Below are 24459 nucleotides of genomic sequence, written 5' to 3'. Positions count from 1 at the left end.
AGCCGCCGGGCGAAAGCAAGCGAAGGCGGGCCGCGCTGCTAGCCCAGGCGGTCGACTGCCGTCCAAGGCTCCTTGGCCGGGGCCTCCGCGCCGGCCGGGCAGGAGCGGCGGAAGTCGCACCAGCTGCACAGCGAGCCTGGATTGGGGGGGAACTCCGCGTCGGGGTCGGCACCGGCCGCGACCGCCTTCTCGGCGGCCATGATGTCGCGGGCCGTGTCTTCCGCCCGGCGGACCTGGCGGGCCAGGGACTCCTCGGTGTGGTCATGGGCGGCCACCGTGCCGGTGGGCAGGTGGTGGAGCTCGACGCGGTAGCACGGTCGGCGGAAGACCCGCTGCGCCGCCCACGCGTAGAGCGCCAGCGCCATCGAGCCGCGGGCGTCGTCGGCGTCGAGGCCGGAGCGGCCGGTCTTGTAGTCGACGATCACCGCCTCGGCACCGTTGTCGCCGGCACGGGAGTCGATGCGGTCGGCGCGGCCGTTGAAGGCGAGCACCGCCGTCTTGGTGGCGACCACCCGTTCGACGCCGAGGGGCTCCTCAGCCGGGTCGAGGGTGGCGACGTAGGACTCGAGCCACTGCAGCGCCGTCTGGAAGGTCGCCCGCTCCTGATCGGCGTCGCGGTAGCCCTCGCGCACCCAGGTCGACTTGAGCAGGCTCGGCAGCGCGCCGGGGGCTCGGCGGTCGGTCGGCAGGGCATACCAGTTCTTCAAGGCGGTGTGGACGCTGGCGCCCAGCGAGTTGTGCGCCCAGGGCGGTCCCTTGGGCGGGGTGGGGCGGTCGACGTAGGAATAGCGGTAGCGCCGGGGGCAGTCGGCGAAGCTGCCGAGCTTGCTCGGGGTGCAGACGAACAGCCGCTCGGGCATGCCGTCGAAGCCGAGCTGCTCGGGAACCGCGGTGCGGGGTCGGGTGGAAGCCACGGGGTAATCCTGCCAGCACCCTCCGACAAGAATCTCAGGCCGCGAAGGCCGCCGCGTAGAGCTCCACGAACGCGTCGACGGCGTCGGCGATCAGCTGTACGGCGATGGCCGCCAGGAGCAGGCCGGCGATGCGGGTCAGCACCTCGATACCGGCCGGGCGGAGCAGTTTGACGATCCCCCCGGAGAACCGCAGCACCAACCAGACGGTCAGCATCACCAGGAGGATGCCGATGCCGATCACGGCGTACTCGCCCAGGCCCTCGGCCCGGCGTACGAAAAGCATTGTCGCGACGATCGCGCCCGGCCCGGCCAGCAGCGGGGTTCCGATCGGCACGAGCGCGACGTTGGTGGTCTGGCCCTGCGCCTCCGTCTCGTCGGCCTTGCCGGTGAGCAGTTGGAGCGCGACCAGGACGAGCAGCAGACCACCGGCGCCTTGCAGCGCGGGCAGTTGGACGTGCAGATAGTCGAGCAGCGTCTGCCCGGCCACCGCGAAGCCGACGATGACGCCGAGGGCGAGCAGCACCGCCTGCGTGCCCGCTTTCATCCGCTGGCGGGCGGGCATGGCTCCGGTCAGCGCCAGGAACACCGGCACCATGCCGGGCGGGTCGACGATGACCAGCAGGGTCACGTAGACCTCACCGAGGAACTTCAGATTCACCCGAACAAGGTATGGGGATCGGGTCCCGCGCGCAGGCTGGTGCGTCCAGCGTCACCCCAGGACCGGCACTCCGGTCGCGGCGGACACGATTTTCTCGTACGCCTCAAGCGCCGTGCGGAACGCACCCAGCTTGACCGTCTTGTGCGTGCCGTGGAAGTCGGACGAACCGGTGACCACCAGACCGAGGTCTTCCGCCAGGGCCCGCACGTGGGCCCGCTCGATGGGCGTGTGGTCCTCGTGGTCGGCCTCGAGTCCGAAGAGGCCGGCCTCGGCGAGTTCGGCGACCAGCCGGTCCGGCACCACCCGCCCGCGCACGGTGGCCCGGGGATGCGCGAAGACCGCGACCCCACCGGCTTCCCGGACCGCCCGCACGGCCTCGAAAACATCAAGATCATTTTTTGGTACGAAGTAGCGCGCCCCCAGCCAGCGGGAGGCGAACGCCTCGTTGGTCGTGTTGACCAGACCGGCCCGGATCAGCGCCTGGGCGATGTGCGGCCGGCCGACCGAGCCGCCCGCCGCGTAGCCGTGCACTTCTTCCCAGCTGATCGGCACCCCGTCGGCACGCAGTTTCGTCACGATCTTCTCGGCGCGCTGTTCGCGATCTTCCCGGAGGGCGGCGAGATCGGCCGCGAGCCGGGGCTCGGCCGGGTCGAAGAGGTAGGCGAGCAGGTGCAGCGCGATCGGGTAGCCCTCGCCCCCGGACCAGCGGCAGGACAACTCCGCACCACGCACGAGGGTGAGCCCCGCCGGCCGGCCCGCGGCCGCCTCGGCCCAGCCCCCGGTGGTGTCGTGATCGGTGATCGCCATGACGTCGAGGCCGGCTGCGGCTCCCGCGGTGACCAGTTGCGCGGGGGTGAGGGTGCCGTCGCTGGCGGTCGAGTGGCAGTGCAGGTCGATAGAGGTCACCCGAAAACGCTACCGGCCGCGCACAAGGCGCGACCGGGCGGAGACCAGATCACTTGGTCACAGAGTCAATTTGTCAGGCGTCGTCGCCGTCGCCGTCCTTGCCCAGGCGGGCTTCGACGGCCTGCGGTTCGTACATCTCCTCGACGACTCGCAGGTAGAGCTCGTTGGGGTTGGGCAGGTGCTTGACCTCGCGGAGCGCCTGGTCCTGGCCGGCCGACTCGAGCACGAACGTGCCGTAGCTGAGCATCCGGCCCAGGGCGGACTGCTCGTATTTCATGTCGGTCACCCGCAGAAGCGGCATCATGGCCACCCGTCGGGTGATGATGCCGTTGACGACCATCACCCGCTTGTTGGTCAGGATGAACCTGTCGAAATACCAGTCGAAGACCTTCCAGGCGACCCAGCCGATGACGCCCAGCCAGATCAGCACCGCCACCGTGACCAGGCCGTCGACATTTTGGCGGGTCAGGAAGCCGGCGAGGTATCCCAGCAGGAGGGTCGCACCGGCGCCGATGCCCAGCGGTGTGGACAGATGGATCCAGTGCCGCTTCCACTCGCCGCGGTAACGCTCGGTCGGGAAGAGATAGCGGGCGACCAGAGTGGTCGGCTCGTCCTCGAGCGGGAGCACCCGCCGAGGTCCGCCGCCGCCACCTTCGGGGCCTAGACCGGCTAGCTCTTCCTCGGTGATGAGGGGCGGCTCGTATTCGCCCGGGTCGGCATAACCCGCGTCGGGGTTGAATCCGGCGTCCGGCGAGAAACCGGGACCGTCCGAATAGGCACGCCGCCTGGCGTAGTCAGGATCGACATCGTCCTCGTAGCGAAAACCGAAGTTCTCGTCGTCCTCGTCGCGGGGGCGCCCAGCACCCTCGCTTCGAGGCTCGTGCGGCTCAGCAGGACCACCCATGTGGTGATGCTAAGCGACGAGGTTGGTGAAGAACTGGCCGAAGCCCCGGGCAATATCGGCGATCGTCCCTCCGAGGGAGGAGAACACGTCCGCCGCCGAGTTCGGATTGAAGGCAATGAAAAAGATCAAGAACGCGATACCAAGCCAGGTGAGAACCTTCTTGATCATGGCGGGCCTTCTCCTGTGGTTGCGGGTGACGGTCAGCGCCGCGGCAGTACTGACGGTATCAGCTTCGTCGCTCGGTGTGAACAATGTGACCGAAAAGCCGATACCTAACCCGCAGGTCAGAGCCGGTTTTCAGACCCTGCCCTGGAGGTAAGGCGACGGCGCTCCGTACACGAGCTCGGGCGGCACCCCCTCCGCCAGATCATGCAACACCACATGTTCGGCGAGGAAGTAGCCCGCGCTTGCGGGCCACGCTACCGCATAGAGCCACATTCCTTTGGCCTCACTCACGTAGGCGCTTCGATCCTCCGGGGACTTGACGCACCACAGTGGAGTGGGGTGGCCGGCCGCCTTGATCTTGGCGTGCGGGCCGGCATGTCCACTGGGGTCGGCCAGCGCCTCGGCGATCAGATATCCCGGGTCTATACCGGGGATACCGGCGAATCTGGTGCCCAGCCCGACACCCGGTTGCTCGGCGATCAGGACCACATCGGCGAGTCCGCCGCCGAGCGGTTCCGGGCCGCTGCACGAGACCGCGCTCGCCCGCACTCCACGCCGATCGTCGCCGGCCCAGCCGACCCCGGTGACCATCCAGCCGGCGGGCAGCGGCCACGGGCACCAGAACGGCACCCGGTCCGGCGACGGCCGGCGCAGCATGCTGTCGACGATCTCGGCGCTGATGTGCTCGGCGACGTGGAACGGAGGGACGTCGCCGCAGTTGTCACAGCGCCAGTCACTGTGCATCAGGTCCGGCTTGCGAACCTGTGCACTACACCTGGGGCAACTCAGCGTGACACCCACACACATAACCGTGAGCTGCCGCGGGTCCGCCGTCAAGCGGATCGGCAGAACCCGGATGCAACCGCGGAATTCACCCGGGCGGGGGCTCGGCGTGCGCCCGGATCCAGGCGTGCATCGCGATCCCGCTGGCCACCCCGGCGTTTATCGATCTGGTCGAGCCGTACTGGGCGATCGAGAAGAGCTGGCTGCACGCCGCTCGGGCATGCTCCGACAGACCCGGCCCCTCCTGGCCGAAGAGCAGCACGCAGCGCCGGGGCAGCCGGGTCGTCTCCATCGGCCGCGAGCCGGGCAGGTTGTCGATCCCGATCACCGGCAGGTCCTCGGCGGCGGCCCACCAGATGAACTCCTCGATCGTCGGGTGGTGCCGAACGTGCTGGTAGCGATCGGTGACCATGGCCCCGCGCCGGTTCCACTTGCGCAGGCCGACGATGTGCACCTCGGCGGCGAGGAAGGCGTTGGCGTTGCGCACCACGGTGCCGATGTTGAGATCGTGCTGCCAGTTCTCGATCGCGACGTGGAAGTCGTGCCGGTGCGTGTCCAGATCGGCCACCACGGCCTCACGCCGCCAATACCGATAGCGATCCACGACGTTGCGGCGGTCACCCTGCGCCAGCAGTTCCGGGTCGTAACGCGGGTCGACCGGCCACTCGCCCACCCAGGGGCCCACACCGACCTCGACGGAGTTGTCCTCGCCCGCAATCATGGGCCGTTACGCTACCCATCCGGGGGGAGACGCAATGAGCGGCGGGGCCCTCCCCGGCACCCGCCGCCCACGCTCTGTGAAAAAGAAGTCTGCCTTACCCTGCGTATCTACGTGAAGGTCTCTCGCATGTGAGGCAAATCACATTTAAGAATCTTTACTATTACTCTCAGCGACCAAGAAAGACCTGCTCAGCAGGGGTAACACCGGGCGCAGACGGCGATGTCCCGGTATTCGTCTCCAAAACGGACGTCGCAACTTGTTCGATAACTGAGAGCGCTCTCCTCACTTATCGTTACGATAAGTGGTCTAGGGTCAACATTGCGTTCCGAAAACGTGCCGCATGACACGTGTCGCCAGCCCGTCCCCGGGAATGGCACAAGGGGACGATGGGTTTCATCGCACGCAAGCCAATTTTCCCGCGGACGGAGACATCATGGCGACGGTTGCGCTGACCGCAGAGAACTTCGACGAGGCGACCAGCAAGGACGGCATCGTTCTGGTCGACTTCTGGGCCAGCTGGTGCGGCCCGTGCGTTCGCTTCGCACCGACGTACGAGCGGTCCTCGGAGAAGCACCCGCAGATCACCTTCGGCAAGGTCGACACCGAGGCCGAGCAGGCGCTCGCCGCGAAGTTCGACATTCGCTCGATCCCGACGATCATGGCCGTCCGAGACGGCGTCATCGTCTTCTCCCAGCCGGGCGCCCTGCCCGAGTCGGCCCTGGAAAACCTGATCGAGCAGGTCGAGAAGCTCGACATGGACGACGTGCGCAAGCAGCTGGCGGCCCACAGCCACTGAGCTCGGCCCCAAGCGACGGCCCGCGGACCATCCGGTCCGCGGGCCGCTTTTTGTCCGCCCGCCGACACGCCCCGATCGACTGGACAACGAGATCGAACATGTGTTCGAATTCTCGCCATGCGATGGTCCAACCTGTCGGCCCCCTCGGGCGGTCAAGGGCACGACGGCGACTCGCTCCCCGACAGGGCAGCGCCGGCGGCTCCACCCCTGCCGCTGGCGCTGCCCGGCGCCACCGTCCGCACCTTCGACACTCCTGGCTTCGCCGGCATGACGTTCTACGAGATCGAGGCCAAGAGCCTGATCAACCGGGTCCCGGGCCAGTCGCGGGTGCCGTTCCAGTGGACCATCAACCCCTATCGCGGCTGTTCGCACGCGTGCTCCTACTGCCTGGCCGGGGACACTCCGATCCTGCTGGCCGACGGCACCACCCGTCCCCTCGCCGAGCTGCGCACCGGTGACGCGATCATGGGCACCATGGGGGCCGGCGCCTGCCGGCGTTATGTGCCCACGACCGTCCTCGACCACTGGGAGACGCGCAAACCCGCCTTCCGGGTCACCCTGGCCGACGGCACCCGGCTGGTCGCGAGCGGCGACCACAGGTTCCTCACCGACCGCGGCTGGCGGCACGTCAGCCCGGCCGAGCCGCACCTGCCGGCCCTCGCCGTCGGCGACCTGATGTTCGGGGTCGGCCACTTCGCCGAGCCGCCCAAGGAGTCTCCTGACTACCAAGCCGGCTTCCTGTGCGGCCTCGTGCGGGGCGATGCCTCCGGCGGCCGCGCGGCCCGCGAGGGCGACGCCTGGGTGCGCGCCGACACCTACCTCGAAGACATCCCGCTGCACGAGGCGCTGCGCTGGCCCGAGCAGCCGAGCGGCGGCTGGTTCCGGGGCTTCCTGGCCGGGGCGTTCGGCTCCACCGGGCAGGCCGACCGGCTCGCGATCACCTTCACCAGCGGCGATCAGCAGTTCCTGAGCCGGATCACCGACGCGCTCACCCGGCTCGGCCTGCCCAGTCGGGCCCCGGTCCGCACCCGGCCCGGCGGGTCCGCCACCGTCGAGCTCGACCGCGACCTGTGGGCTGCGCTGCGTTTCCGGCACCTTACCGGGGCGGCCGGCGCGCCGCTCGATGCCTCCGGGGTGGGCGTGCGCAGCAGCCGCGAGCTGGCGGTGGCCGACATCGCGGAGCTCGGGCTGACCCTGCCGCTGTTCGACATCAGCACCGGCACCGGCGACTTCATCGCTGACGGCGTGGTCAGCCACAACTGCTTCGCCCGCAACACGCACACCTATCTCGACCTCGACGCCGGCCGCGACTTCGACACCAAGATCGTGGTGAAGGTCAACGCGGGCGAGCTGATCCGCCGCGAGCTGGCCGCGCCCCGGTGGTCGGGTGCGTCGATCGCGATGGGCACCAACGTCGACGTCTACCAACGCGCCGAGGGGCGCTATCGCCTGATGCCGGAGATCCTGGCGGCCCTGCGCGATCACGCCAACCCGTTCTCGATCCTCACCAAGGGCACGCTCATCCTGCGCGACCTCGAGCTGCTCCAACAGGCAGCCGAGGTGACCCGGGTCGGGCTCGCGGTCTCGGTCGGGTTCGTCGACGAGACGGTCTGGCGGGCGGTCGAGTCGGGTGCGCCGAGCCCGCGGCGACGACTCGAGGTGGTGCGGCGGCTCACCGACGCCGGTTTCGACATCGGCGTTCTGCTGGCCCCGATCCTGCCCGGCCTGACCGACGGCGAGGAGTCGATCGACCAGACGGTGGCCGCCATCGCCGCAGCCGGCGCCACCAGCGTCACGCCCATCCCGCTGCATCTGCGCCCGGGAGCCCGCGAGTGGTATGCAGCTTGGCTCACCCGCAACCATCCGGAGCTGGCGCCGCGTTACCGCGATCTCTTCGGTTCCGGTTCCTATTCGCCCCAGGCCTATCAGCACGAGATCGGCGCGCGGGTGCGCATGGCGGCCCGCCGACACGGCCTGCACCGCCCCGACCCGGTGCAGCTCCGTTCCGTCGACGCCCCGGCGACGCAAGCCGCCCCCGCGACGAGGGAGGACCGGCAGCTGACACTGTTGTGATGGCTACAGTCGGACCATGAGGGATGCGCAGCAGATTCTGGCCGAGGCCAACGTCATCGCCGTGGTCGGCGCCTCACGCGACCCCTTCAAGTCGGCTCACACCGTGCCCCGGCAGATGCTGCGGCACGGCTGGCGGATCATTCCGGTCAACCCGTTCGCCGACGAGGTCTTCGGAGTGCCGGCGGTTGCGACGCTTGCCGACATCGGCGAGCCGATCGACCTCGTCAACGTGTTCCGGCCGGCGCGCGACGCGGTCGACGTGGTCCGGCAGGCGATCGAGATCAAGGCACCGGCGGTGTGGCTGCAGAGCGGCATCTTCTCGACGGAGGCGCGGCGACTGGCCGAGGAGGCCGACATCGACTACATCGAAGATCGTTGTCTGGCTGTCGAACGGGCCGCGGGAAATCTCAGCAGACTGCCCTGACCGGGGCGCCTATCCTGCTCGCGGCCTAGTACGGTGCCGGGAAACGTAGGAGGACCCTGTGACATACCCGCCCTCCGGTGGTACGCCGGATCCATATCAGCCCGCCCAGCCGTACGGCCAGTCGAGCGACCCCACGACGCCGTACAACGCGGCGCCGGACCCGATAAGCGGCCAGCCCGGTGGCTACCCGCCGCCCACCAGCGGCCAGCCCTACGGTCAGCCGCCGCCCTACGGTCAGCCGCCGTACGGTCAGCCGGGCCCCTATGGACAGCCCGTCTACGTGCAGACGCCGGGCACCAACACGATGGCGATCCTGGCCCTGGTGTTCGCGTTCATCTTCGCGCCGGTCTCGATCATCCTCGGGCACATCGCCAAGAAGCAGATCCGGCAGAGCGGTGAGCAGGGCGACGGCCTGGCCACGGCCGGTCTCTGGCTGGGTTACATCTTCACCGGCTTGATGGTGCTCGTCTGTATCGGCTACGGCATCATCATCGCCTTCGCGGTCAGCAACAGCAGCAGCACGTACTGATCCGGATGCGGAGAGCCGGGCCGGCCCGGCTCTCCGGAAGATCAGCGGAACTCCGCCTCGCGCACGCTGTTGCCACCGTCGACGACGAGCATCTGGCCGGTGATGTAGGACGCCGCCGGCGAGCAGAGGAACGCGATCGCGGCCGCGACCTCGTCCGGCGCTCCGGGACGGCCGATCGGCGTACCCAGACCCTGTTTGATCTCCGTCACGGTGGACGCGGCCGTGTAGATCGTGCCGGGCGCCACACAGTTGACGTTGACGCCGTCGGCGACCAGCTCCATCGCCAAGGCCCGGGTGAGGCCGACGACGCCCGCCTTGGCCGCCGCGTAGGCCGCCTCGGTGGGCAGCGCGTTCACCGGGCCGGCGGTGGCCGCGAGGTTGACGATGCGACCCCAGCCCTGCTCCGCCATGCCGCCCTGGAAAGCACGACTGCACAGGAACGCGGTGCTGAGGTTGCGGTCGATCTCCGACTTCCACTCGTCGTAGGTCAGCTGCGACACCGGGCGGAGCACCTCGGGCGAGGCCCGGCTCGCCAGGCCCGCGTTGTTGACGAGCACTTCGACGTCACCGAGCTGGTCGACGATCGCGTCGGCGAGCGCACCCACCTCGGCCTCGTCGGTCAGGTCGGCCACGAAACCGGTGACACCCAGCTCGGCGGCCCGTTCGTGAATGCGCCGGGTGGTCGAGACGATCGCCACCCGGGCGCCGAGGTCACGCAGGCGGCGAGCGGTCGCGTAACCGATGCCGTCGGGGCTGCCCGCCCCCGTGACCAGCGCGACCTTCCCGTCGAGGCGGAGCGTCACCGGAGCCTCGTCCGGGTCGCCGGCCTCGGCGAGGGCGGATTCGGATGCCTCCGTGAGGGCGGGATCCGCTGCCTCGGCGGAGCTGGCGCGCGGCCGTCGACCGGCGGCCGGTCGAGTCGCGTCGCGGCGGGAACGGCTTCCGCTGGAGGAGCGGGCGTCGAAGACCATGCGAGCGATCCTGCCCGGTCAGTTGGGCAAGGGCAAACATCGCACCCCCGTGGCGCACGAGACCTGCTTGTTTACAGTGACTTCGCAGAAACCGCACGGAGGACCCGATGACCGACCCCTACCAGCCGTACCAGCCGTCGAACCCGACGCCGCCGCCCCCGGACCCCTATCAGCCGCCGATGCCGCCGATGTCGGCCCCGATGCCGCCGGACCCGTACGCCCAGCCGGCCTACTACCAACCGTCGGCCTACCCGTACGGTTATCAGCCGCCGCGGGAGACCGAGGGCCTGGCCATCGCGTCGCTGGTGGTCTCGTGCGCGGCGGTGCTCGGCATCTGCCTCTACGGCTTCGGGGCGCTGCTCGGCATCGTCGGTGCGATCCTCGGCCACGTCGCCCGCAGCCGGATCAAGCACAACGGCAACAACGGTGCCGGCATGGCACTGGCCGGCATCATCGTCGGCTGGACGATCAGCGGCATCGCCGTCGCCGCGATCGCCGCCATCGTGATCTACGGCGTGGCCGGCGGCGGTTTCTCCTGACGCCGTCGCCCCGGGGAGCTGCCACTCCCCCGAATCAGGTCACGAACCGGGTGGGGGCGCGATCCGGCTGGTGGGCGAGGGCAGCGGGCGGACCGGGTCGGCCGGGACGAAGACCAGCGGCGCCCGCGAGCCGTACCGGGCGAGCAGCGCCGTCCGGGCCTTGAGCGGGTCGACGGTGCCGATCTCGACGCCGCTGCCGTCGTGGCGGGCGCCGAGGCTGACGATCGAGACGTTCTGGTGGCCCCAGTACGGCAGGTCGGCCAGGATGCGGTCGTGCCAGACGGCCAGGGACGTGGCGGTGTGGTCGGCGTCCTGGACGAGGACGCAGGTGTCCTCGGCCACCTTGCGGATGACGTCGTCGAAAGCGCCGGACGGCACCCGGTAGACGACGGCCCGCACCCGCTCCTGGTCGACTTCGATGCCGGCGTAGCTGTCGGCGAACCGGGACCGGCCGGCCTCCTCGATGCGGCCCATCACGGCCTCGAGCTTGGCCGGCGTGGTCGGCATGGTGACACCGCCCATCGTGACCTGCTCGGGCGTGCGCTCGACCGCGCAGCCGGCTGTGCTCCAGCCTCCGGTCAGGCCCGGGGAGTCGACGATCTCGCCGTCGCCGGGGTCGCCACACCCGCCGATCATGAGAGCCATCCCGAGCACCAGACCCGGCCCGATCCGCAATCGATCGCGATACATCGCATGCCCCCTATCTACCCGCCCCCGACCGCGGCCGCCAACCAGCGCCCCGATCAGTTCAACGAACGAGCCGGGCGTCAGTCGGTGCGGGCGGGGTCGACCACCGGCCGGTTTGCCCTGGTGGCGCCGAGGATGACCACCACCACGCCGGCCAGGAGCAGGCCCAGGCCGGGCAGTGCGTCGACTCGCGGCTGCTGACCGAGCCAGAGCCAGGCCAGCAGGGCCGCGCCGGGAACCTCGAGCAGGATCAACACGCTCACCGTCGTCGCCGAGGTGCGCTGCAGGGCGTAGTTGAACATCGAATGGCCGAGCAGTTGGGCGCCCGCCACCAGGGCCAGGATCGCCGCCCAGGTCCGATTGTCGTAACCGCCCAGCCGTACCCCGCCGATCAGGCAGACCAGAAGCAGCAGAACCGCGCAGGACCCATAACAGATCCAGGTGTACGTGGTGGTGCTCAACGTCGCGCGGGCCTGCTCGCCGAGCGCCGTGTAGACCGCGGCGAAGATCGCTCCGAACACGGCGAGCACGTCGGCGAGTACGGCCGTGCCGGAGACGCCGACGTCGAGGCCGGTGGTCCAGGCGGCCCCCCCGACCGCCAGTGCGATGCCGATCCAGCCCGCGGTCGAGGGACGACGGCCCTGGCCGGCGGCGATCAGGCCCTGCCACACCGGCTGGGTGGCGCCGAGCGCGGTGGCGGTGGCCACCGAGCCCAGCTGGACGCTCGGCATCCAGGTGGCGAAGTGCGCGGCCAGGGCGACGCCGGCCAGCAGGCAGAAGGTCAGCGCACGCCGGCCGCCGCCGGTGAGCTCGCCGCGGCGGCGGCCGAGGGTGACCGGGGTCAGCACCACCGTGGCCAGTCCGTTTCGCCAGAAGGCGATAGCCAGTGCCGGAGCGGTCGCGAAAGCGATGAGCGGCCCCGAGGAGGAGACTGCCAGAACCGCCACTACCAGGGAAAACGCCGTCAGTACGCGTGGTGAGCGAGCATTCATCCCCGGCCGTCGCTTCTTGCAGAGTTGTTCAGCACATTTATCGACTGCTATTGAACGGAAAGTAACGTGGCGACTACAGTCGCCAACGCTTCTTCGCCCTTTTTGAACCATCCGATGCCCGGGAGGCTGATTTACCATGCCCGCATACCGTGCGGTCGTGTTTGACTTTTTTGGCACGTTGACCCGCGCGGTCCAACGCGGACCACAGCACGCCGAGATCGCCCGATCCCTCGGCGTCGACCCGGAAGCGGTGCGCGGCGTGCTCGACCGCACCTTCCGGGCGCGGGCCCGGGGCCGGTACGGCAACGCGGAAGCCACCCTACGGTGGGTCATCGAGCAGGCCGGCGGGCGGCCCCGGGCGTCGCAGGTCCGAGCCGGGGTGCCGGCCCGGATCAACGCGTTGCGGGCCGACACCCGGCTGCGCTCCGATGCGGTCAGCGTGCTCACCGCCCTCCAGCGGCGCGGCCTCGCCACCGCGGTGATCAGCGACTGCACCCACGAACTGCCGGCCTTCCTGCCGAGTCTGCCGGTCGCGCCGCTGCTCGACGCGACGATCTATTCCGTACGCCAGGGGGTCTGCAAGCCAGACCCGCGCATCTACCTGGCCGCCTGCGATGAGCTAGCAGTCCGCCCGGCCGAATGCCTGTACGTCGGGGACGGCGGCAGTCACGAGCTCACCGGAGCCGCCGCGGTCGGCATGACACCGGTCCGGCTGGCCGCCCCCGACCTGGCCCGTCACCTGGTCTTCGACTCGGACACCAACTTCGCCGGGCGCACCGTGCGGTCGCTTTCCGAGGTGATCGGCTTGATCGACAGTCTGCAGCCGGCGTCGCAGCCGGTAGCCTGATGCGGTGACGTCTGCGGTCTTGGATGAGGCACTGAAGAAGGCGGCGCTGGCCTGGGTCTCGATCGGGGACGGGCCGGCGCTCGGGCTCTGGTGCATGCCGCTGGAGGGCTCGCTGATCGTGGTCAGCGGGCCCGGTGAGCAATACGCCCCGGGCCTCGCCGAGGCGAGCACGGCGTCGGTGCGCCTGCGCGGTGACAACGGCGGCCTGATCGTGGTCAGCGACATGGCGGTGACCCGTCTCCAGCCCGGTTCCGAGGAATGGACGACGGTTGCCCCGCAACTCGCGCAGAAGCGACTCAACGCCTCCGGCACGTTCGACGAGCTGGTGGCCCGGTGGGCCGCGGCGGGTTGCGCGATCGTCCGGCTGACCCCGCCGGAGCAGCACGCGCCGCTGGCTTCACCCGACCTGCCCACCGACTCCGGCGCCGCCGTCCCCCGGCAGACCCCGGCCCGCAACCAGACCCGCAAGCCGTTCAAGCTGCACCGGGTGCGTCGCTCCTGACCGGTCACCGGGCGGAGATCAGCCGACGAACGGGGGGACGACGATCTCGCCTCGGGCGATCGGGACCACGTGGCCGGCCACCGTCGCGGCGACGGCGCGCCCCTCGACCGCGGTCACGGTGCAGTCCAGCATCGACGGGCGCTTCACCTCGGAGCCCTGGTGGACCCGGTAGCCCGAGACCTCGGACGGGGGCAACCAGCCCGCGGCGACCAGCCAGACGCCCAGGCCCAGGGCGGCCGAGCCGGTCGCCGGGTCCTCCGGGACGGCGCTGCCCGGGCACATCACCCGGGAGTGGGCCTCGCGCGACTCGGGTGACCAGGCGAAGTAGCAGATGTCGGGGACGCCGAGCCGAGCCGCGGCGGCGCCGTCGATCTGGATGTCGGCGAGCTGCTCCCGGCGTACGGGAAGAAACACCCAGCTCAGGCCGCACCCGGCCGGACGTGGCGCGGCGAGCGCACTCTCGGCCGGCAGGCCGGCCACCGCCAGCAGCGGGGCCGCGTCCAGGGGTTCGCCGAGCGTCGGCTCACCACCGGTGAGCGTCGCCGAACCGGCCGGACGCACCTCGAGTGACAGCAGGCCGGCGCCGCACTCCTGAACCACCCGACCGGCTGGGAACTCGCCCCGGCGCATCAGGGTGACCGCGGCGCCGACGCTCGGATGGCCGGCGAACGGGAGTTCCGACTCCGGGGTGAAGATCCGGACTCGATAGGTCGCGCCCGGCCGGGAGGGCGGCAGCACGAACACGGTCTCGGCGAGGTTGAACTCCCGGGCCAGGGTGTGCAGCTGAGCACCGGCGAGGTCGTCGGCCCCGTAGACGACCGCCAGGGGGTTGCCGGCGAACGGGCGGTCGGTGAACACGTCGACGATCTCGTACGCCAAGGTGGACATGTCGGGACCCTAACCTAGGCTGGTTCGGTGACCATGGGGACGAGGGTTTATCTGGCCCGGCTCGCCGGCCTGGGTGTGTTCGACCCCAACGGCGACCGGGTGGGCCGGGTGCGTGACGCCGTCGTTCGGCTGCGCACCACCAACCGGCCGCCGCAGGTGGTGGGGCTGGTCGCCGAGATGGCGCTGCGCCGGCGGATCTTCCTGCCGATCGGCCGGGTCACCTCGATGGATTCCGAAGCGGTGGTGCTGAGCACCGGCACGCTCAACCTGCGCCGGTTCGAGAAGCGGCCGAACGAGTTGCTCGTGGTGGAGGACCTGCTCGACCGCCGGGTCACGGTCATGCCGGAAACCGGCGACGGACCCGGCCAGCCGGGCAATGTGGTCGACATCGGCATGGACCTGACCCGCAACAACGAGTGGGTGGTCACCCGGCTCGCCGTGCGTGAGCACACCGGGCGGCTGGCCCGGCGCGGGCACGTCTACCAGGCCGAGTACGAACGCGTTCACAACCTGTTCGGCCCGACCGACACGCAGGGCACGTCCAACCTGCTGGCGCTGCTCGAGCCGATGCGCCCGGCCGACATGGCGAACGCGCTGCAGGACCTGCCGGACGCCCGCCGCAACGAGGTGGCGGCCGCCCTGAGCGACCGTAAACTCGCCGACGTGCTGGAGGAGCTGCCCGAGCACGACCAGGTGGAGATCCTGGTGCAGCTGGACCGGGAACGGGCCGCCGACGTGCTCGAACGGATGGACCCGGACGACGCCGCCGACCTGCTCGCCGAGCTGCCCAAGGCGGAGCAGACGGTGCTGCTCGACCTGATGGAGCCGGAAGAGGCAGCCCCGGTCCGCCAGCTGATGAGCTACCAACCGGGCACGGCCGGTTCGGTGATGACGTCCGAGCCGGTGATCATGACACCGGACGCGACGGTGGCCGAGGCGCTGGCCCGCATCCGCGAACCCGATCTGTCGCCGGTGGTGGCCGCCCAGGTCTTCGTCGCCCGTGCGCCCTCGGCCACCCCGACGGGTAAGTACCTCGGCATGGTGCATTTTCAGCGGCTGCTGCGCGAGCCGCCGGCCTCCATCCTGGGTGGCATCGTCGACAACGACCTGGAACCGCTGCGGCCGCAGATCGGGCTCGCCGAGATGACCCGGCGGATGGCCACCTACGACCTGGTGGCGATGCCAGTGGTGGACAGCACGCACCGACTGCTGGGCGCGGTGACGGTCGACGACGTGCTCGACCATTCGCTGCCGCGCGACTGGCGCGACCGGGACACCGCCGACGATGACGAAAACGGGATCGAGCTGTGAGCACGGAGCCACGCCGGGACCGGCTGGACCAGCCGGTCGAGCCGGGCCGGGTGCGCCTGCCCCGGTTCAACCCGGAGACGTTCGGACAGTGGTCCGAGAACATCGCCCGCTACATGGGCACGGCCCAGTTCATCGTGTGGATGACGCTGGTGATCGCGGGCTGGTTCCTGTGGAACACGCTGACCCCGGCGCACCTGCAGTTCGACCCGTACACCTTCACGTTCCTGACCTTGATCCTGTCCTTGCAGGCGTCCTACGCGGCCCCGCTGATCCTGCTCGCGCAGAACCGGCAGACCGACCGCGACCGCCTGACCATGGAGGAGGACCGGCGCCGGGCCGCGATGCAGAAGGCGGACACGGAATACCTGGCCCGGGAGATCGCCTCGCTGCGGATCGCGCTGGGCGAGGTGGCCACCCGCGACTTCCTGCGCAGCGAGCTGGCGCGACTGGCCGACGAACTGGACGAGGCGGCCCACCGGCGGGAGAAGCGGGCCCGCTCGGAGTGGGAGGAAGAGCGCACCTGACGCCGAAGTAAAGTTGTTCATATGGCTACGCCGGTTACACCTGCTCCCACGCTCGAGGATGCGATCCAGGCCGCCCTGGCGACCGTCGACGACCCCGAGATCCGCCGCCCGATCACCGACCTCGGCATGGTCAAGGGCTTCACCGTCGCCGGCAGCACCGTCAAGGTCGAGCTGCTCCTCACCGTGGCCGGCTGCCCCCTGCGCGACAAGCTCAACAACGACATCACCGCCGCGCTCACCGCGATTCCGGGGATCACCGGGGTGGTGGTCGACTTCGGGGTGATGTCCGAGGAGCAGCGCAAGGCGCTGCAGAGCACGCTGCGCGGTGGTTCCGCGACTGCCGAACCGGTGATTCCGTTCGCCCAGCCCGGCTCCCGCACCAGGGTGTACGCGGTGGCCAGCGGCAAGGGCGGGGTCGGCAAGTCGAGCGTGACCGTCAACCTGGCGGCCGCCCTGGCCCAGCGTGGCCTGTCGGTCGGCGTGCTCGACGCGGACATCTACGGCCACTCGGTACCCCGCATGCTCGGCGTCGACGGCCGGCCCACCCGGGTCGAAGAAATGATCATGCCGCCGCAGTCGCACGGCGTGAAGGTGATCTCGATCGGCATGTTCACGGCCGGCAACGCGGCAGTGGTGTGGCGTGGCCCGATGCTGCACCGCGCACTGCAGCAGTTCCTCGCCGACGTCTACTGGGGCGACCTGGACGTGCTGCTGCTCGACCTCCCGCCGGGCACCGGTGACGTGGCGATCTCGCTGGCCCAGCTGCTGCCCAACGCCGAGATCCTGGTCGTGACCACCCCGCAGGCGGCGGCCGCCGAGGTGGCCGAGCGGGCCGGCGCGATCGCGCTGCAGACCCACCAGCGCCTCGTCGGTGTGGTGGAGAACATGTCTTGGCTGGAGATGCCGGACGGCTCCCGCATGGAGGTCTTCGGCTCGGGCGGCGGCCAGACCGTGGCCGACTCGCTGACCCGGACCGTCGGCGCCTCGGTGCCGCTGCTCGGGCAGATCCCGCTCGACACCCGAGTGCGTGAAGCCGGCGACGCCGGCACCCCCATCGTGCTGGCCGACCCGGAGGCACCGGCGGCCAAGGCCCTGGACGCGGTGGCCGACCGGCTGGCCCTGCGACGCGAGTCGCTGGTCGGCAAGCCGCTGGGCCTGATGGTCAACGCGCGACGCTGAGGACCTAGGTCGCGTCGAGGTCGAAAGCCCGCTTCTCCACCGCGCCGGTCCTCGGTGCGGTGGAGGCGGGCTTCTTGATGTCGGCCGCGGCCGCCACGTCGGTCAGATCCGCCTTGACCCCGTTGAGGTCGGTCTTCACATCCTCCAGCAGACCCTGCAGCGGCTTGCGGAGCGCCGCCTCGTCCTCCTCGCTGAGGATGTGCTTGCGGATGAACGCCTTCGGGTGCAGGTCCTGCAGCTGGAGGTCGGTGCCCAACTCGCGGTTGAGGTCGGTGGTGGCGTTCTGCGCCATCGCCCGCAGACCGCGCAGCATCTTCAGGCCGTCGCCGATCACCTTGGGCAGGCGCTCACCGAAGATCAGCAGCGCCAGCAGCAGCAGCGCGCCGATCTCCCACCAGTTCAGGTTCTCGAACATGAGGCGGCCTCCCTCTCGGTCCGGCGCCTAGCCTACGGCCTAGTTCGAGTCGGCGACCAGAGTGACCGATGCGGACTCGGTCTTGGTCCCGCGGCGGTACTCGACGGGGATCACCGTACCCGGTGCGTACTTACGGACCAGCGCGATCAGATCGCTGCCGTCCTCGAGGATGTGGTGGTCGAGACGGGTCACCACGTCACCGGCCTTGAGCCCGGCGGAGCCCGCGGGACCGGCCGGGTCGACCGAGCGCAGCCGGGCCCCGGCCGTGGAGGTGCCGGTCACGACCTCGGCGCCGATCACGGTGCGGCGGGCCTTGCCGTGGTCGATGATGTCGCCGGCGATCCGCTTGGCCTGGTTGATCGGGATCGCGAAGGCCAGACCGATGTTGCCGGCCTGGGTCTCGGTGCCGCTCACCGAGCGGATCACCGAGTTGACCCCGACGACCTGACCGGCCGCGTTGACCAGCGGGCCGCCGGAGTTGCCCTGGTTGACCGCGGCGTCGGTCTGCACGGCCGCGTAATAGCGGGTGGTGCCGCCCGGCTCACCGGCCTGGATGGTGCGGTCGAGCGCGCTGACGATGCCTGCGGTCACGGTGTTGACCAAGGCCAGCGGCGAACCGAAGGCGAACACCGGGTCGCCGACCGCGAGCTGGTCGGAATCGCCCAGCGAGACCGCGGGAAGCCCGGACTTTGCGACCTTGATCACGGCGATGTCGGACTCGGGGTCACGGCCGACCAGTTTGGCCGAGGCGGTCGAGCCGTCGCTGAACGACACCGACATGGTCTCGCCGGCCCCTTCGACCACATGGTCGTTGGTGATCACGTAACCGTCGGTGGAGACGATGAAGCCGGAGCCGATCGCCCCGGTCACCCGGACCGTGACGACGCTCGGCAGCACCTTGCTGACCACGCCGGCGTTCGAGTCGGGCGCCCGGTTGACCGCGGCCGGAGCCTCGGTCGGGGACGCGCCCAGGCTGCTGCCGGAGGAGTTGGCGAAGCCGCCCTTGACCGCGAAGACGAACCCCAGGGTGCCGCCCAGGCCACCCGCCAGCAGGGAGGTGACCAGGCAGATCAGCAAGATCGGGGTGAGCGAGCGGCGCGGCGCGTCGGGGTCGGTGACCGGCTCGGGGGCGGGCCCGACGCTCTCCCGCGCGGCCGGCAGCACGACATGTGCCGGGGTGTAGGGGTCACGCCACGGGTCGGCCAGCGCGTCCGACCACCAGGGCGACGTGCCCTGCGACGGCATGGGCTGACCGGTGGCAGGCGGCGGAGCGGAGCGCGCGTTCCAGCCGTCGGTCACGTCGGTGCCTCCCTCACGGTCCCTCAGGAGCCCGGCTCCCCCTCCAGGATGACACGGATCTCGGACACCGCCCGGCCCCGGCCCGTTTATCCCATCGACAGCCCACTGTGAGCCGTTTCGCCGGCCCCGCGAATGGCGAACGGAAGGCAGCCCCGCGATCGTGAACGGAAGGCGGCTCGGCGATCTGGTCGGGCATCGCTTTACTCTCATATCCGATGTACGCAAGTTCCGCACGTACATCCCCCTCACGCCCGGAGGTCGTCATCGTCCCCCCACTTCGCCCGCAGACGACCCAACCCGCTGCGCTGGCCTTCGCGGAGGCGTACGCGAACGAGGACATCGTGTTGCAGACCGCTCGCAGCCTGACCCATGAGCTCGGTCTGGACAGCGTCAGCCCGGCCGCGGGCTCGGTGCTGCGCCTGCTGGCCGCCGCGGGCAACGCCAAGGCGGTGGTGGAGATCGGTACCGGTACCGGCGTGAGCGGCGTCTGGCTGCTCCGGGGCATGCGGACGGACGGCGTACTCACCACCATCGACGTGGAGAACGAGCACCAGCGGATCGCCCGGCGGATCTTCCTGGAGGCCGGCTTCGCCTCGTCGCGCACCCGGATCATCACCGGCCGCGCCCTGGACGTGCTGCCCCGGCTCGCCGATGGGGTCTACGACCTGGTCTTCGTCGACGCCGACGCGACCGAGTTCACCGCCTGCGCCGAGGCGGCCCTGCGGCTGCTGCGCCCGGGTGGGGTGCTCGCGATCAACGGTGCCCTGGCCAACGGCCGGATCAGCGACCCGGCCGCCCGCGACGTCGGCACGCTGACGATCCGGGAGACGGTGCGGGTGGTGCGCGAGTCGGAGGAGTGGATCCCGGCGATCATCCCGTCCGGGGCGGGCCTCCTCGCGGCCGTCAAGCGGTGAGGTCCTCGAGGTAGCGCAGCAGCGTGCGCGCTCCCCAACCGGTCGCGCCACGGGTCACGTCGAGATCGCTCTCGGTGGCCCAGCTCGGCCCGGCGCTGTCGATGTGCGCCCAGTTCGTGACCTTGTCGCCGAGAAATTCGCGCAGATAAAGCGCGGCCACCACGGCGCCGGCCCCCTGGGTGGGCGAGCTGTGCCGGTCGGCGATCTCGCTGCGCAGGTATTCGTGGTAGTCGTCGGGCAGCGGCAGCCGCCACATCTTCTCGCCGGCCCGCCGGCCGGCCTCGCTGAGCGCGTGGGCCAGCTCATCGTCGTGGCTGAACAGAGCGGCCAGGCCGGAGCCGAGGGCGACCTCGGCCGCGCCGGTGAGGGTGGCCAGGTCGACGATGACGTCGGGGTCGAGCTCGGCGACCGCGTAACCGAGCGCGTCGGCGAGCACCAGCCGGCCCTCGGCGTCGGAGTTGGTGGATTCGCTGGTGCTGCCGTCGTAGTGGGTGATCACGTCACCGGGGCGGAACGCGTCCGCCCCGACCGCGTTCTCGGCCAGCGGGAGCAGGGCGGTCACGCGTACCGGAAGGTCGAGGTCGGCCGCGCCCAGCGTGGCCGCCGCGACCGAGGCCGCGCCGCTCATGTCGATCTTCATGTTCTTCATGCCGGGGCGGGTCTTGATCGAGATGCCGCCCGAGTCGAACGTGATGCCCTTGCCGACCAGCACCACGTGCTTGCTGGCGGCCGCCGGCTGCCAGCTCATCTGGACCAGGCAGGGCGGGAATTTGGATGCTCCACCGACGGCTCGCAGCCCGCCGAAGCGGTCCAGCTCGGGGCCGGTGCGGATGCGGACGGTCACGCCGGCGCGCCGCGCGGCCGCTCCGACGATCTCCTCGGCCAGCCAGTCGGGGCTCTTCAGCGAGGACGGTGTGTTGGCCAGGTCGCGTGCGAACCAGGTGGCGGTGGCCGTCGCTCGCGCCCGGGTGAGGCTCACGGCGTACGCCTCGGGGTTTTGGACCGCGAGATCGACCGGAGCCGTCCGTGGCTCCTCGCGGGCATCGCGATAGCGATAGCCGCCCAGCCAGAGGCCCTCGGCCAGCGCACGCACCGCCGACGGCTCGACCGCACCGAGCATGATCTGGGCCCGCTCGACACCGGACAACGTGCGGCTGACCGCCGCGCCGGCCGCTCGCCAGCCCGCCTCGTCGCCCGCGCCGATCCCGGCGAGCAGCACCTTGGCCGGCCGCCGGAGCGGACGCGGCAATATCCGGACCTCACCGGCTTTGTCGAGACCCTCCGCCAGCGCGGCGATTTCGGCCTCGACTTCTCCCCCGCCATGCGACAGTGAGCCCGAGATGGCGATCGGGAAAACCCAGGTCCGGTCGTCGTCACGCGGGTTGGCTTCTGGTCCGATCAAGGGCGGTGGCGGGGTGGTTGGACGGGCACTCAGCCTGATCGGAAACACGAGAGCGTGACCTTTCTGGAAGACGTGGAAAGCCCGCCGGTACGGGCGGTACCGTACCGGCGGGCTCGCGCGAAACGTCAGCCCGCGATCGACTTCAACGCGTCGCCAAGCGCGTTGGCCTCGTCCGGAGTCATCTCAACGACGAGACGGCCACCACCTTCCAGCGGGACGCGCATCACGATGCCCCGTCCCTCCTTGGTGACCTCCAGCGGACCATCGCCCGTCCGCGGCTTCATCGCCGCCATTTCGTCTCCCCTCAGACCCACATCAGGGTGTCGGTGGGTTACCCCACAGCCACATCTATCGCCACACGCTCAGCCCCGCGTGACGCTCACAGCTCGTATATCCGACCGGCGGCCGGGGACCATTGCGCGTGCTCACGCGACCCAGCCCACCGTGCCGATCAAACATTTTCCCTGATGAACACCGACGAACCCAAACGCAGCCCGGACGGATGTGACAGCGTCTAGCATATCGTCTTTTGGGCTGTCACAATGTGCGGTCATGCAGGCGCGGTCGGCACTCTTCGACCTGTACGGCGACTACCTCCGTCCACGAGGGGGCCGTGCACCCGTTGCGGCCCTGGTCAGGCTGCTTGCGCCGCTCGGCATCGCGCCCCCCGCCGTGCGCACCGCGGTGTCCCGAATGGTGCGACAGGGGTGGCTGCACCCGATGCGTCTGGTCTCCGGACCGGGCTATCTGCTCACCCCCAAGGCCGCGCGTCGACTCGACGAGGCCGCCGCCCGGATCTACCGCACCGGGCGCGCCGGGTGGGACGGCCGGTTCGATCTCGTCCTGCTGCACGGTCCGCTGCCCAAGCGCGAGGCCAACCGGCTGGCGTTCCTCGGCTACGGCTCGCTCGGTGAGCATGCCTGGGTCGCGCCCCGGGCGGCCGACGAGGTCGACCTCGTCCTGGCCGAAGCGGCGGTCGGCTACGAGCGGTTCAGCGCCGCGCACGCGGCCGGGTCGCCCGGCGCCGCCGAGGTGGTCGGCAAGGCGTGGGATCTGGACGAGCTAGCCCGTTCCTACGAGGGTTTCGTCGCCGACCTGCGGCCGGTGGTGACCACGGTCACCGCGCGCAGCAGCGACGAGGAGGCCTACGCGGCCCGGTTCCGGCTCGTGCACGCGTGGCGCTCGTTCCTGTTCCGCGATCCGCAGCTGCCGCCGTCGCTGCTGCCGCCGCGCTGGCCGGGAGCGAGTGCGGCCGGCTTCTTCGACCGGCACTCGGCCCGGCTGCGGCCGGCCGCGGACCGATATGTCGAACGCTGCCTGCAATCGGTGACGAGGGGCGGTCGTGTGGGATTCTCGGAACCATGACCGACTCCCTGCTCGTCGACCGCACCGACGCGGTCGTCACCCTCACCCTCAACCGGCCCGACGCGATGAACGCCCTCGACGTCGAGCTCAAGGTGGCCCTGCGGGACACGCTCGCCGCGCTGGAGACCGACAGGTCCTGCCGGGCGATCGTGCTGGCCGGCGCCGGCCGCGGCTTCTGCGTCGGGCAGGACCTGCGCGAGCACGCCGAGCTGCTGGAGTCCGGCCACACCGACCTGGACACCGTGCGGGCGCACTACAACCCGATCGCGCAGCGGCTGGCCAACATGCCGAAACCGGTGGTGGCGGCGGTGCGCGGGATGGCGGCCGGGGCCGGGGCGTCGCTGGCGCTGCTCGCCGACTTCCGGATCGGCGGGCCGTCGACCGGCTTCCTGATGGCGTTCGCCAACGTCGGGCTGGCCGGGGACACCGGAATCTCGTGGTCGCTGCCGCGGATCGTGGGCCACGCCCGCGCGGTCGAGCTGCTGCTGCTCGCCCAGCCGGTCAAGGCCCAGCGGGCGGCCGAGATCGGTCTGCTCTCCCAGCTCGTGGCGGACGACGACCAGGTTCTTCCGGTCGCGCGGGAACTGGCCGCCAAGCTCGCCGCCGGCCCCACGGTCGCCTACGGCGCGATCAAGCGCGAGCTGTCCATCGGCGACGCCGGCACGCTCTCCGACGCCCTCGCGGCCGAGGCACAGGCGCAGTCGATCTGCGGCGGCACCGCCGACCACAAGGCCGCCGTCGCGTCGTTCCTGGCCAAGCAGAAGCCCGCGTTCGACGGCAGGTAGCGGATGTTATGACGTTTTTGGGATCGCCACATTCATAACAATCTATTCATAGGCTCCTCCCGACGCGTTCTACCGGACGCGCTTTCCCCTTTGGGAGGAACTACATGGCCAGGTGGCGGATTCTGGTGAGCGTGGCGGTTGCCACCCTCACCGCTGCGGCGATGGGCGCGACCGCGTCCCCCGCCGCAGCGGCACCGACCGGCTCCGACGACTTCGGGGCACCGACCACGAACGTCGTCGGCGGCACCCGTGCGGCGCAGGGCGAGTTCCCGTTCATGGTTCGCCTGTCGATGGGCTGCGGCGGCGCCCTCTACAGCTCGAAGCTCGTCCTCACCGCCGCCCACTGCGTCAACGGGACCGGCACCAACACCTCGATCACCGCCACCCTGGGCGTGGTCGACCTCAACTCCTCCAGCAAGATCACAGTGAAGTCGAACTACGTCTACCGGGCGCCCGGCTACAACGGCAACGGCAAGGACTGGGCGCTGATCCGCCTGGCCAGCCCGGTGACCACGCTGGCCACGCTGCCGATCGCGACCAACAGCACGTACGACACCGGCACGTTCACGATCGCCGGCTGGGGCGCGGCGACCGAGGGCGGCGGCCAGCAGCGCTACATGCTGAAGGCCTCGGTTCCGTTCGTCAGCGACAGCACCTGCAACTCGTCGGCGATGTACGGCGGCGAGGTCATCCCCACCGACGAGATCTGCGCCGGCTACGCGGCCGGGGGCACCGACACCTGCCAGGGTGACTCGGGCGGCCCGATGTTCCGCACCGGCGCGAACGGCGCCCTCGTCCAGGTCGGCATCGTGAGTTGGGGCGACGGCTGCGCCCGCCGGAACAAGCCGGGCGTCTACACCCAGGTCAGCTACTTCTCGTCGGCCATCGCCTCGGCGGCCGCGAGCCTCGGCGGCTGAGCGCGCCCGGCGGTTCACCCCACACCGCGATCTCGCAGCTCAGCTGCGG

The 24459-nt window shown here is 70.4% G+C and carries 29 protein-coding genes; 14 read left to right on the top strand and 15 right to left on the bottom strand.

Annotation, left to right across the window (positions count from 1 at the left end):
• Positions 1-38: 38 nt before the first annotated feature.
• From Afe05nite_RS01810 to Afe05nite_RS01780, 7 genes are all read right to left on the bottom strand, one after another.
• Complete coding sequence (locus tag Afe05nite_RS01810) at positions 39-860, bottom strand: RecB family exonuclease (protein WP_203815251.1); 822 nt, start codon at positions 858-860, stop codon at positions 39-41.
• Between the two features lie 88 nt (positions 861-948).
• Entirely contained in the window at positions 949-1572 is a 624-nt protein-coding gene (locus tag Afe05nite_RS01805; protein WP_203815121.1) for a MarC family protein, read from the bottom strand.
• 51 nt (positions 1573-1623) lie between these two features.
• Positions 1624-2478, bottom strand: coding sequence for a PHP domain-containing protein (locus Afe05nite_RS01800; protein WP_203815120.1), 855 nt, complete (start codon positions 2476-2478; stop codon positions 1624-1626).
• A 73-nt stretch (positions 2479-2551) separates the two neighbouring features.
• On the bottom strand, positions 2552-3382 hold the full coding sequence (locus tag Afe05nite_RS01795) for a PH domain-containing protein (protein ID WP_203815119.1): 831 nt from the start codon (positions 3380-3382) through the stop codon (positions 2552-2554).
• Between the two features lie 9 nt (positions 3383-3391).
• Positions 3392-3550 (bottom strand): hypothetical protein, encoded by a 159-nt coding sequence (locus Afe05nite_RS01790; RefSeq protein ID WP_203725175.1) that lies wholly within the window; start codon positions 3548-3550, stop codon positions 3392-3394.
• Positions 3551-3679: 129 nt separating this feature from the next.
• Positions 3680-4354 carry a DUF6758 family protein gene (locus Afe05nite_RS01785; protein ID WP_344223012.1) on the bottom strand — a complete coding sequence of 225 codons (675 nt, stop codon included), beginning with the start codon at positions 4352-4354 and terminating at the stop codon, positions 3680-3682.
• Between the two features lie 64 nt (positions 4355-4418).
• Complete coding sequence (locus Afe05nite_RS01780; RefSeq protein ID WP_203815117.1) at positions 4419-5051, bottom strand: TrmH family RNA methyltransferase; 633 nt, start codon at positions 5049-5051, stop codon at positions 4419-4421.
• A gap of 433 nt (positions 5052-5484) precedes the next feature.
• On the opposite strand from Afe05nite_RS01780, the gene trxA reads away from it, so the two are divergent.
• The 4 genes from trxA to Afe05nite_RS01760 all read left to right on the top strand — a co-directional run bounded on the left by trxA (position 5485) and on the right by Afe05nite_RS01760 (position 8873).
• Complete coding sequence (gene trxA / locus Afe05nite_RS01775) at positions 5485-5847, top strand: thioredoxin (RefSeq protein ID WP_203815116.1); 363 nt, start codon at positions 5485-5487, stop codon at positions 5845-5847.
• Positions 5848-5964: 117 nt separating this feature from the next.
• Positions 5965-7920 (top strand): intein-containing Rv2578c family radical SAM protein, encoded by a 1956-nt coding sequence (locus tag Afe05nite_RS01770; protein ID WP_203815115.1) that lies wholly within the window; start codon positions 5965-5967, stop codon positions 7918-7920.
• Between the two features lie 16 nt (positions 7921-7936).
• On the top strand, positions 7937-8344 hold the full coding sequence (locus Afe05nite_RS01765; protein WP_203815114.1) for a CoA-binding protein: 408 nt from the start codon (positions 7937-7939) through the stop codon (positions 8342-8344).
• Positions 8345-8402: 58 nt separating this feature from the next.
• A complete protein-coding gene (locus tag Afe05nite_RS01760; protein WP_203815113.1) occupies positions 8403-8873 on the top strand; it encodes a DUF4190 domain-containing protein in 471 nt (156 codons plus the stop codon).
• 41 nt (positions 8874-8914) lie between these two features.
• Here Afe05nite_RS01760 and Afe05nite_RS01755 read toward each other — a convergent pair whose 3' ends face one another.
• Positions 8915-9844, bottom strand: a complete 930-nt coding sequence (locus Afe05nite_RS01755) for an SDR family NAD(P)-dependent oxidoreductase (protein WP_203815112.1) — start codon at positions 9842-9844, stop codon at positions 8915-8917.
• A gap of 107 nt (positions 9845-9951) precedes the next feature.
• Between Afe05nite_RS01755 and Afe05nite_RS01750 the strand changes: the two genes are divergently transcribed.
• A complete protein-coding gene (locus tag Afe05nite_RS01750) occupies positions 9952-10383 on the top strand; it encodes a DUF4190 domain-containing protein (protein ID WP_203815111.1) in 432 nt (143 codons plus the stop codon).
• A gap of 39 nt (positions 10384-10422) precedes the next feature.
• Here the strand turns inward: Afe05nite_RS01750 and Afe05nite_RS01745 are convergent, their stop codons facing one another.
• Both Afe05nite_RS01745 and Afe05nite_RS01740 read right to left on the bottom strand, forming a co-directional pair.
• Positions 10423-11073: a hypothetical protein gene (locus Afe05nite_RS01745; protein ID WP_203815110.1), complete on the bottom strand. Its 651-nt coding sequence runs from the start codon at positions 11071-11073 to the stop codon at positions 10423-10425.
• 77 nt (positions 11074-11150) lie between these two features.
• On the bottom strand, positions 11151-12062 hold the full coding sequence (locus tag Afe05nite_RS01740) for a DMT family transporter (RefSeq protein WP_203815109.1): 912 nt from the start codon (positions 12060-12062) through the stop codon (positions 11151-11153).
• 136 nt (positions 12063-12198) lie between these two features.
• On the opposite strand from Afe05nite_RS01740, the gene Afe05nite_RS01735 reads away from it, so the two are divergent.
• Positions 12199-12909: an HAD family hydrolase gene (locus Afe05nite_RS01735; protein ID WP_203815108.1), complete on the top strand. Its 711-nt coding sequence runs from the start codon at positions 12199-12201 to the stop codon at positions 12907-12909.
• A gap of 4 nt (positions 12910-12913) precedes the next feature.
• Positions 12914-13411 (top strand): hypothetical protein, encoded by a 498-nt coding sequence (locus Afe05nite_RS01730; RefSeq protein ID WP_203815107.1) that lies wholly within the window; start codon positions 12914-12916, stop codon positions 13409-13411.
• An 18-nt stretch (positions 13412-13429) separates the two neighbouring features.
• Here the strand turns inward: Afe05nite_RS01730 and Afe05nite_RS01725 are convergent, their stop codons facing one another.
• Complete coding sequence (locus Afe05nite_RS01725; RefSeq protein ID WP_203815106.1) at positions 13430-14299, bottom strand: PhzF family phenazine biosynthesis protein; 870 nt, start codon at positions 14297-14299, stop codon at positions 13430-13432.
• 27 nt (positions 14300-14326) lie between these two features.
• On the opposite strand from Afe05nite_RS01725, the gene Afe05nite_RS01720 reads away from it, so the two are divergent.
• The 3 genes from Afe05nite_RS01720 to Afe05nite_RS01710 are packed head-to-tail and all read left to right on the top strand — an operon-like array spanning position 14327 to position 17313.
• Positions 14327-15610: a magnesium transporter MgtE N-terminal domain-containing protein gene (locus tag Afe05nite_RS01720; protein ID WP_203815105.1), complete on the top strand. Its 1284-nt coding sequence runs from the start codon at positions 14327-14329 to the stop codon at positions 15608-15610.
• On the top strand, positions 15607-16134 hold the full coding sequence (locus tag Afe05nite_RS01715; RefSeq protein ID WP_203815104.1) for a DUF1003 domain-containing protein: 528 nt from the start codon (positions 15607-15609) through the stop codon (positions 16132-16134). The genes Afe05nite_RS01720 and Afe05nite_RS01715 overlap by 4 nt, the downstream gene beginning before the upstream one ends.
• A 21-nt stretch (positions 16135-16155) precedes the next feature.
• Positions 16156-17313, top strand: coding sequence for an Mrp/NBP35 family ATP-binding protein (locus Afe05nite_RS01710; protein WP_203815103.1), 1158 nt, complete (start codon positions 16156-16158; stop codon positions 17311-17313).
• Between the two features lie 4 nt (positions 17314-17317).
• Here Afe05nite_RS01710 and Afe05nite_RS01705 read toward each other — a convergent pair whose 3' ends face one another.
• Both Afe05nite_RS01705 and Afe05nite_RS01700 read right to left on the bottom strand, forming a co-directional pair.
• Positions 17318-17728, bottom strand: coding sequence for a twin-arginine translocase TatA/TatE family subunit (locus Afe05nite_RS01705; RefSeq protein ID WP_203815102.1), 411 nt, complete (start codon positions 17726-17728; stop codon positions 17318-17320).
• A 39-nt stretch (positions 17729-17767) separates the two neighbouring features.
• Positions 17768-19027, bottom strand: coding sequence for a S1C family serine protease (locus tag Afe05nite_RS01700; protein WP_203815101.1), 1260 nt, complete (start codon positions 19025-19027; stop codon positions 17768-17770).
• A 341-nt stretch (positions 19028-19368) separates the two neighbouring features.
• On the opposite strand from Afe05nite_RS01700, the gene Afe05nite_RS01695 reads away from it, so the two are divergent.
• Complete coding sequence (locus Afe05nite_RS01695) at positions 19369-19941, top strand: O-methyltransferase (protein ID WP_239117474.1); 573 nt, start codon at positions 19369-19371, stop codon at positions 19939-19941.
• On the opposite strand, the gene Afe05nite_RS01690 is transcribed toward Afe05nite_RS01695, so the two are convergent.
• Together Afe05nite_RS01690 and Afe05nite_RS01685 are read right to left on the bottom strand one after the other, a co-directional pair.
• A complete protein-coding gene (locus Afe05nite_RS01690) occupies positions 19931-21391 on the bottom strand; it encodes a leucyl aminopeptidase family protein (RefSeq protein ID WP_438867385.1) in 1461 nt (486 codons plus the stop codon). The two genes, Afe05nite_RS01695 and Afe05nite_RS01690, sit on opposite strands and share 11 nt — an antisense overlap.
• Before the next feature lie 77 nt (positions 21392-21468).
• Positions 21469-21636 carry a DUF3117 domain-containing protein gene (locus Afe05nite_RS01685; protein WP_014447667.1) on the bottom strand — a complete coding sequence of 56 codons (168 nt, stop codon included), beginning with the start codon at positions 21634-21636 and terminating at the stop codon, positions 21469-21471.
• Positions 21637-21895: 259 nt separating this feature from the next.
• On the opposite strand from Afe05nite_RS01685, the gene Afe05nite_RS01680 reads away from it, so the two are divergent.
• The 3 genes from Afe05nite_RS01680 to Afe05nite_RS01670 all read left to right on the top strand — a co-directional run bounded on the left by Afe05nite_RS01680 (position 21896) and on the right by Afe05nite_RS01670 (position 24410).
• Complete coding sequence (locus Afe05nite_RS01680; protein ID WP_203815098.1) at positions 21896-22708, top strand: PaaX family transcriptional regulator; 813 nt, start codon at positions 21896-21898, stop codon at positions 22706-22708.
• Positions 22705-23493, top strand: coding sequence for an enoyl-CoA hydratase-related protein (locus Afe05nite_RS01675; RefSeq protein ID WP_203815097.1), 789 nt, complete (start codon positions 22705-22707; stop codon positions 23491-23493). Before Afe05nite_RS01680 ends, Afe05nite_RS01675 begins: the two co-directional genes overlap by 4 nt.
• Before the next feature lie 104 nt (positions 23494-23597).
• Entirely contained in the window at positions 23598-24410 is an 813-nt protein-coding gene (locus tag Afe05nite_RS01670; RefSeq protein ID WP_203815096.1) for a S1 family peptidase, read from the top strand.
• The last annotated feature ends 49 nt before the right edge of the window (positions 24411-24459 follow it).

The sequence above is a fragment of the Paractinoplanes ferrugineus genome, from assembly GCF_016862195.1.
In the GTDB taxonomy this organism is placed as follows: domain Bacteria; phylum Actinomycetota; class Actinomycetes; order Mycobacteriales; family Micromonosporaceae; genus Actinoplanes; species Actinoplanes ferrugineus.
This window is presented reverse-complemented; position numbering and strand designations above follow the sequence as displayed.

Excerpts from the sequence above, each read along its gene's own strand:
- Afe05nite_RS01685 (WP_014447667.1), bottom strand. The coding sequence starts at position 21,636 with ATGGCGGCGATGAAGCCGCGGACGGGCGATGGTCCGCTGGAGGTCACC.
- Afe05nite_RS01675 (WP_203815097.1), top strand. The coding sequence starts at position 22,705 with ATGACCGACTCCCTGCTCGTCGACCGCACCGACGCGGTCGTCACCCTC.
- Afe05nite_RS01750 (WP_203815111.1), top strand. The coding sequence starts at position 9,952 with ATGACCGACCCCTACCAGCCGTACCAGCCGTCGAACCCGACGCCGCCG.
- Afe05nite_RS01670 (WP_203815096.1), top strand. The coding sequence starts at position 23,598 with ATGGCCAGGTGGCGGATTCTGGTGAGCGTGGCGGTTGCCACCCTCACC.
- Afe05nite_RS01790 (WP_203725175.1), bottom strand. The coding sequence starts at position 3,550 with ATGATCAAGAAGGTTCTCACCTGGCTTGGTATCGCGTTCTTGATCTTT.
- Afe05nite_RS01710 (WP_203815103.1), top strand. The coding sequence starts at position 16,156 with ATGGCTACGCCGGTTACACCTGCTCCCACGCTCGAGGATGCGATCCAG.
- Afe05nite_RS01785 (WP_344223012.1), bottom strand. The coding sequence starts at position 4,354 with ATGTGTGTGGGTGTCACGCTGAGTTGCCCCAGGTGTAGTGCACAGGTT.
- Afe05nite_RS01735 (WP_203815108.1), top strand. The coding sequence starts at position 12,199 with ATGCCCGCATACCGTGCGGTCGTGTTTGACTTTTTTGGCACGTTGACC.
- Afe05nite_RS01795 (WP_203815119.1), bottom strand. The coding sequence starts at position 3,382 with ATGGGTGGTCCTGCTGAGCCGCACGAGCCTCGAAGCGAGGGTGCTGGG.
- Afe05nite_RS01740 (WP_203815109.1), bottom strand. The coding sequence starts at position 12,062 with ATGAATGCTCGCTCACCACGCGTACTGACGGCGTTTTCCCTGGTAGTG.
- Afe05nite_RS01705 (WP_203815102.1), bottom strand. The coding sequence starts at position 17,728 with ATGTTCGAGAACCTGAACTGGTGGGAGATCGGCGCGCTGCTGCTGCTG.
- Afe05nite_RS01780 (WP_203815117.1), bottom strand. The coding sequence starts at position 5,051 with ATGATTGCGGGCGAGGACAACTCCGTCGAGGTCGGTGTGGGCCCCTGG.
- trxA (WP_203815116.1), top strand. The coding sequence starts at position 5,485 with ATGGCGACGGTTGCGCTGACCGCAGAGAACTTCGACGAGGCGACCAGC.
- Afe05nite_RS01755 (WP_203815112.1), bottom strand. The coding sequence starts at position 9,844 with ATGGTCTTCGACGCCCGCTCCTCCAGCGGAAGCCGTTCCCGCCGCGAC.
- Afe05nite_RS01680 (WP_203815098.1), top strand. The coding sequence starts at position 21,896 with ATGCAGGCGCGGTCGGCACTCTTCGACCTGTACGGCGACTACCTCCGT.
- Afe05nite_RS01745 (WP_203815110.1), bottom strand. The coding sequence starts at position 11,073 with ATGTATCGCGATCGATTGCGGATCGGGCCGGGTCTGGTGCTCGGGATG.
- Afe05nite_RS01810 (WP_203815251.1), bottom strand. The coding sequence starts at position 860 with ATGCCCGAGCGGCTGTTCGTCTGCACCCCGAGCAAGCTCGGCAGCTTC.
- Afe05nite_RS01725 (WP_203815106.1), bottom strand. The coding sequence starts at position 14,299 with ATGTCCACCTTGGCGTACGAGATCGTCGACGTGTTCACCGACCGCCCG.
- Afe05nite_RS01770 (WP_203815115.1), top strand. The coding sequence starts at position 5,965 with ATGCGATGGTCCAACCTGTCGGCCCCCTCGGGCGGTCAAGGGCACGAC.
- Afe05nite_RS01765 (WP_203815114.1), top strand. The coding sequence starts at position 7,937 with ATGAGGGATGCGCAGCAGATTCTGGCCGAGGCCAACGTCATCGCCGTG.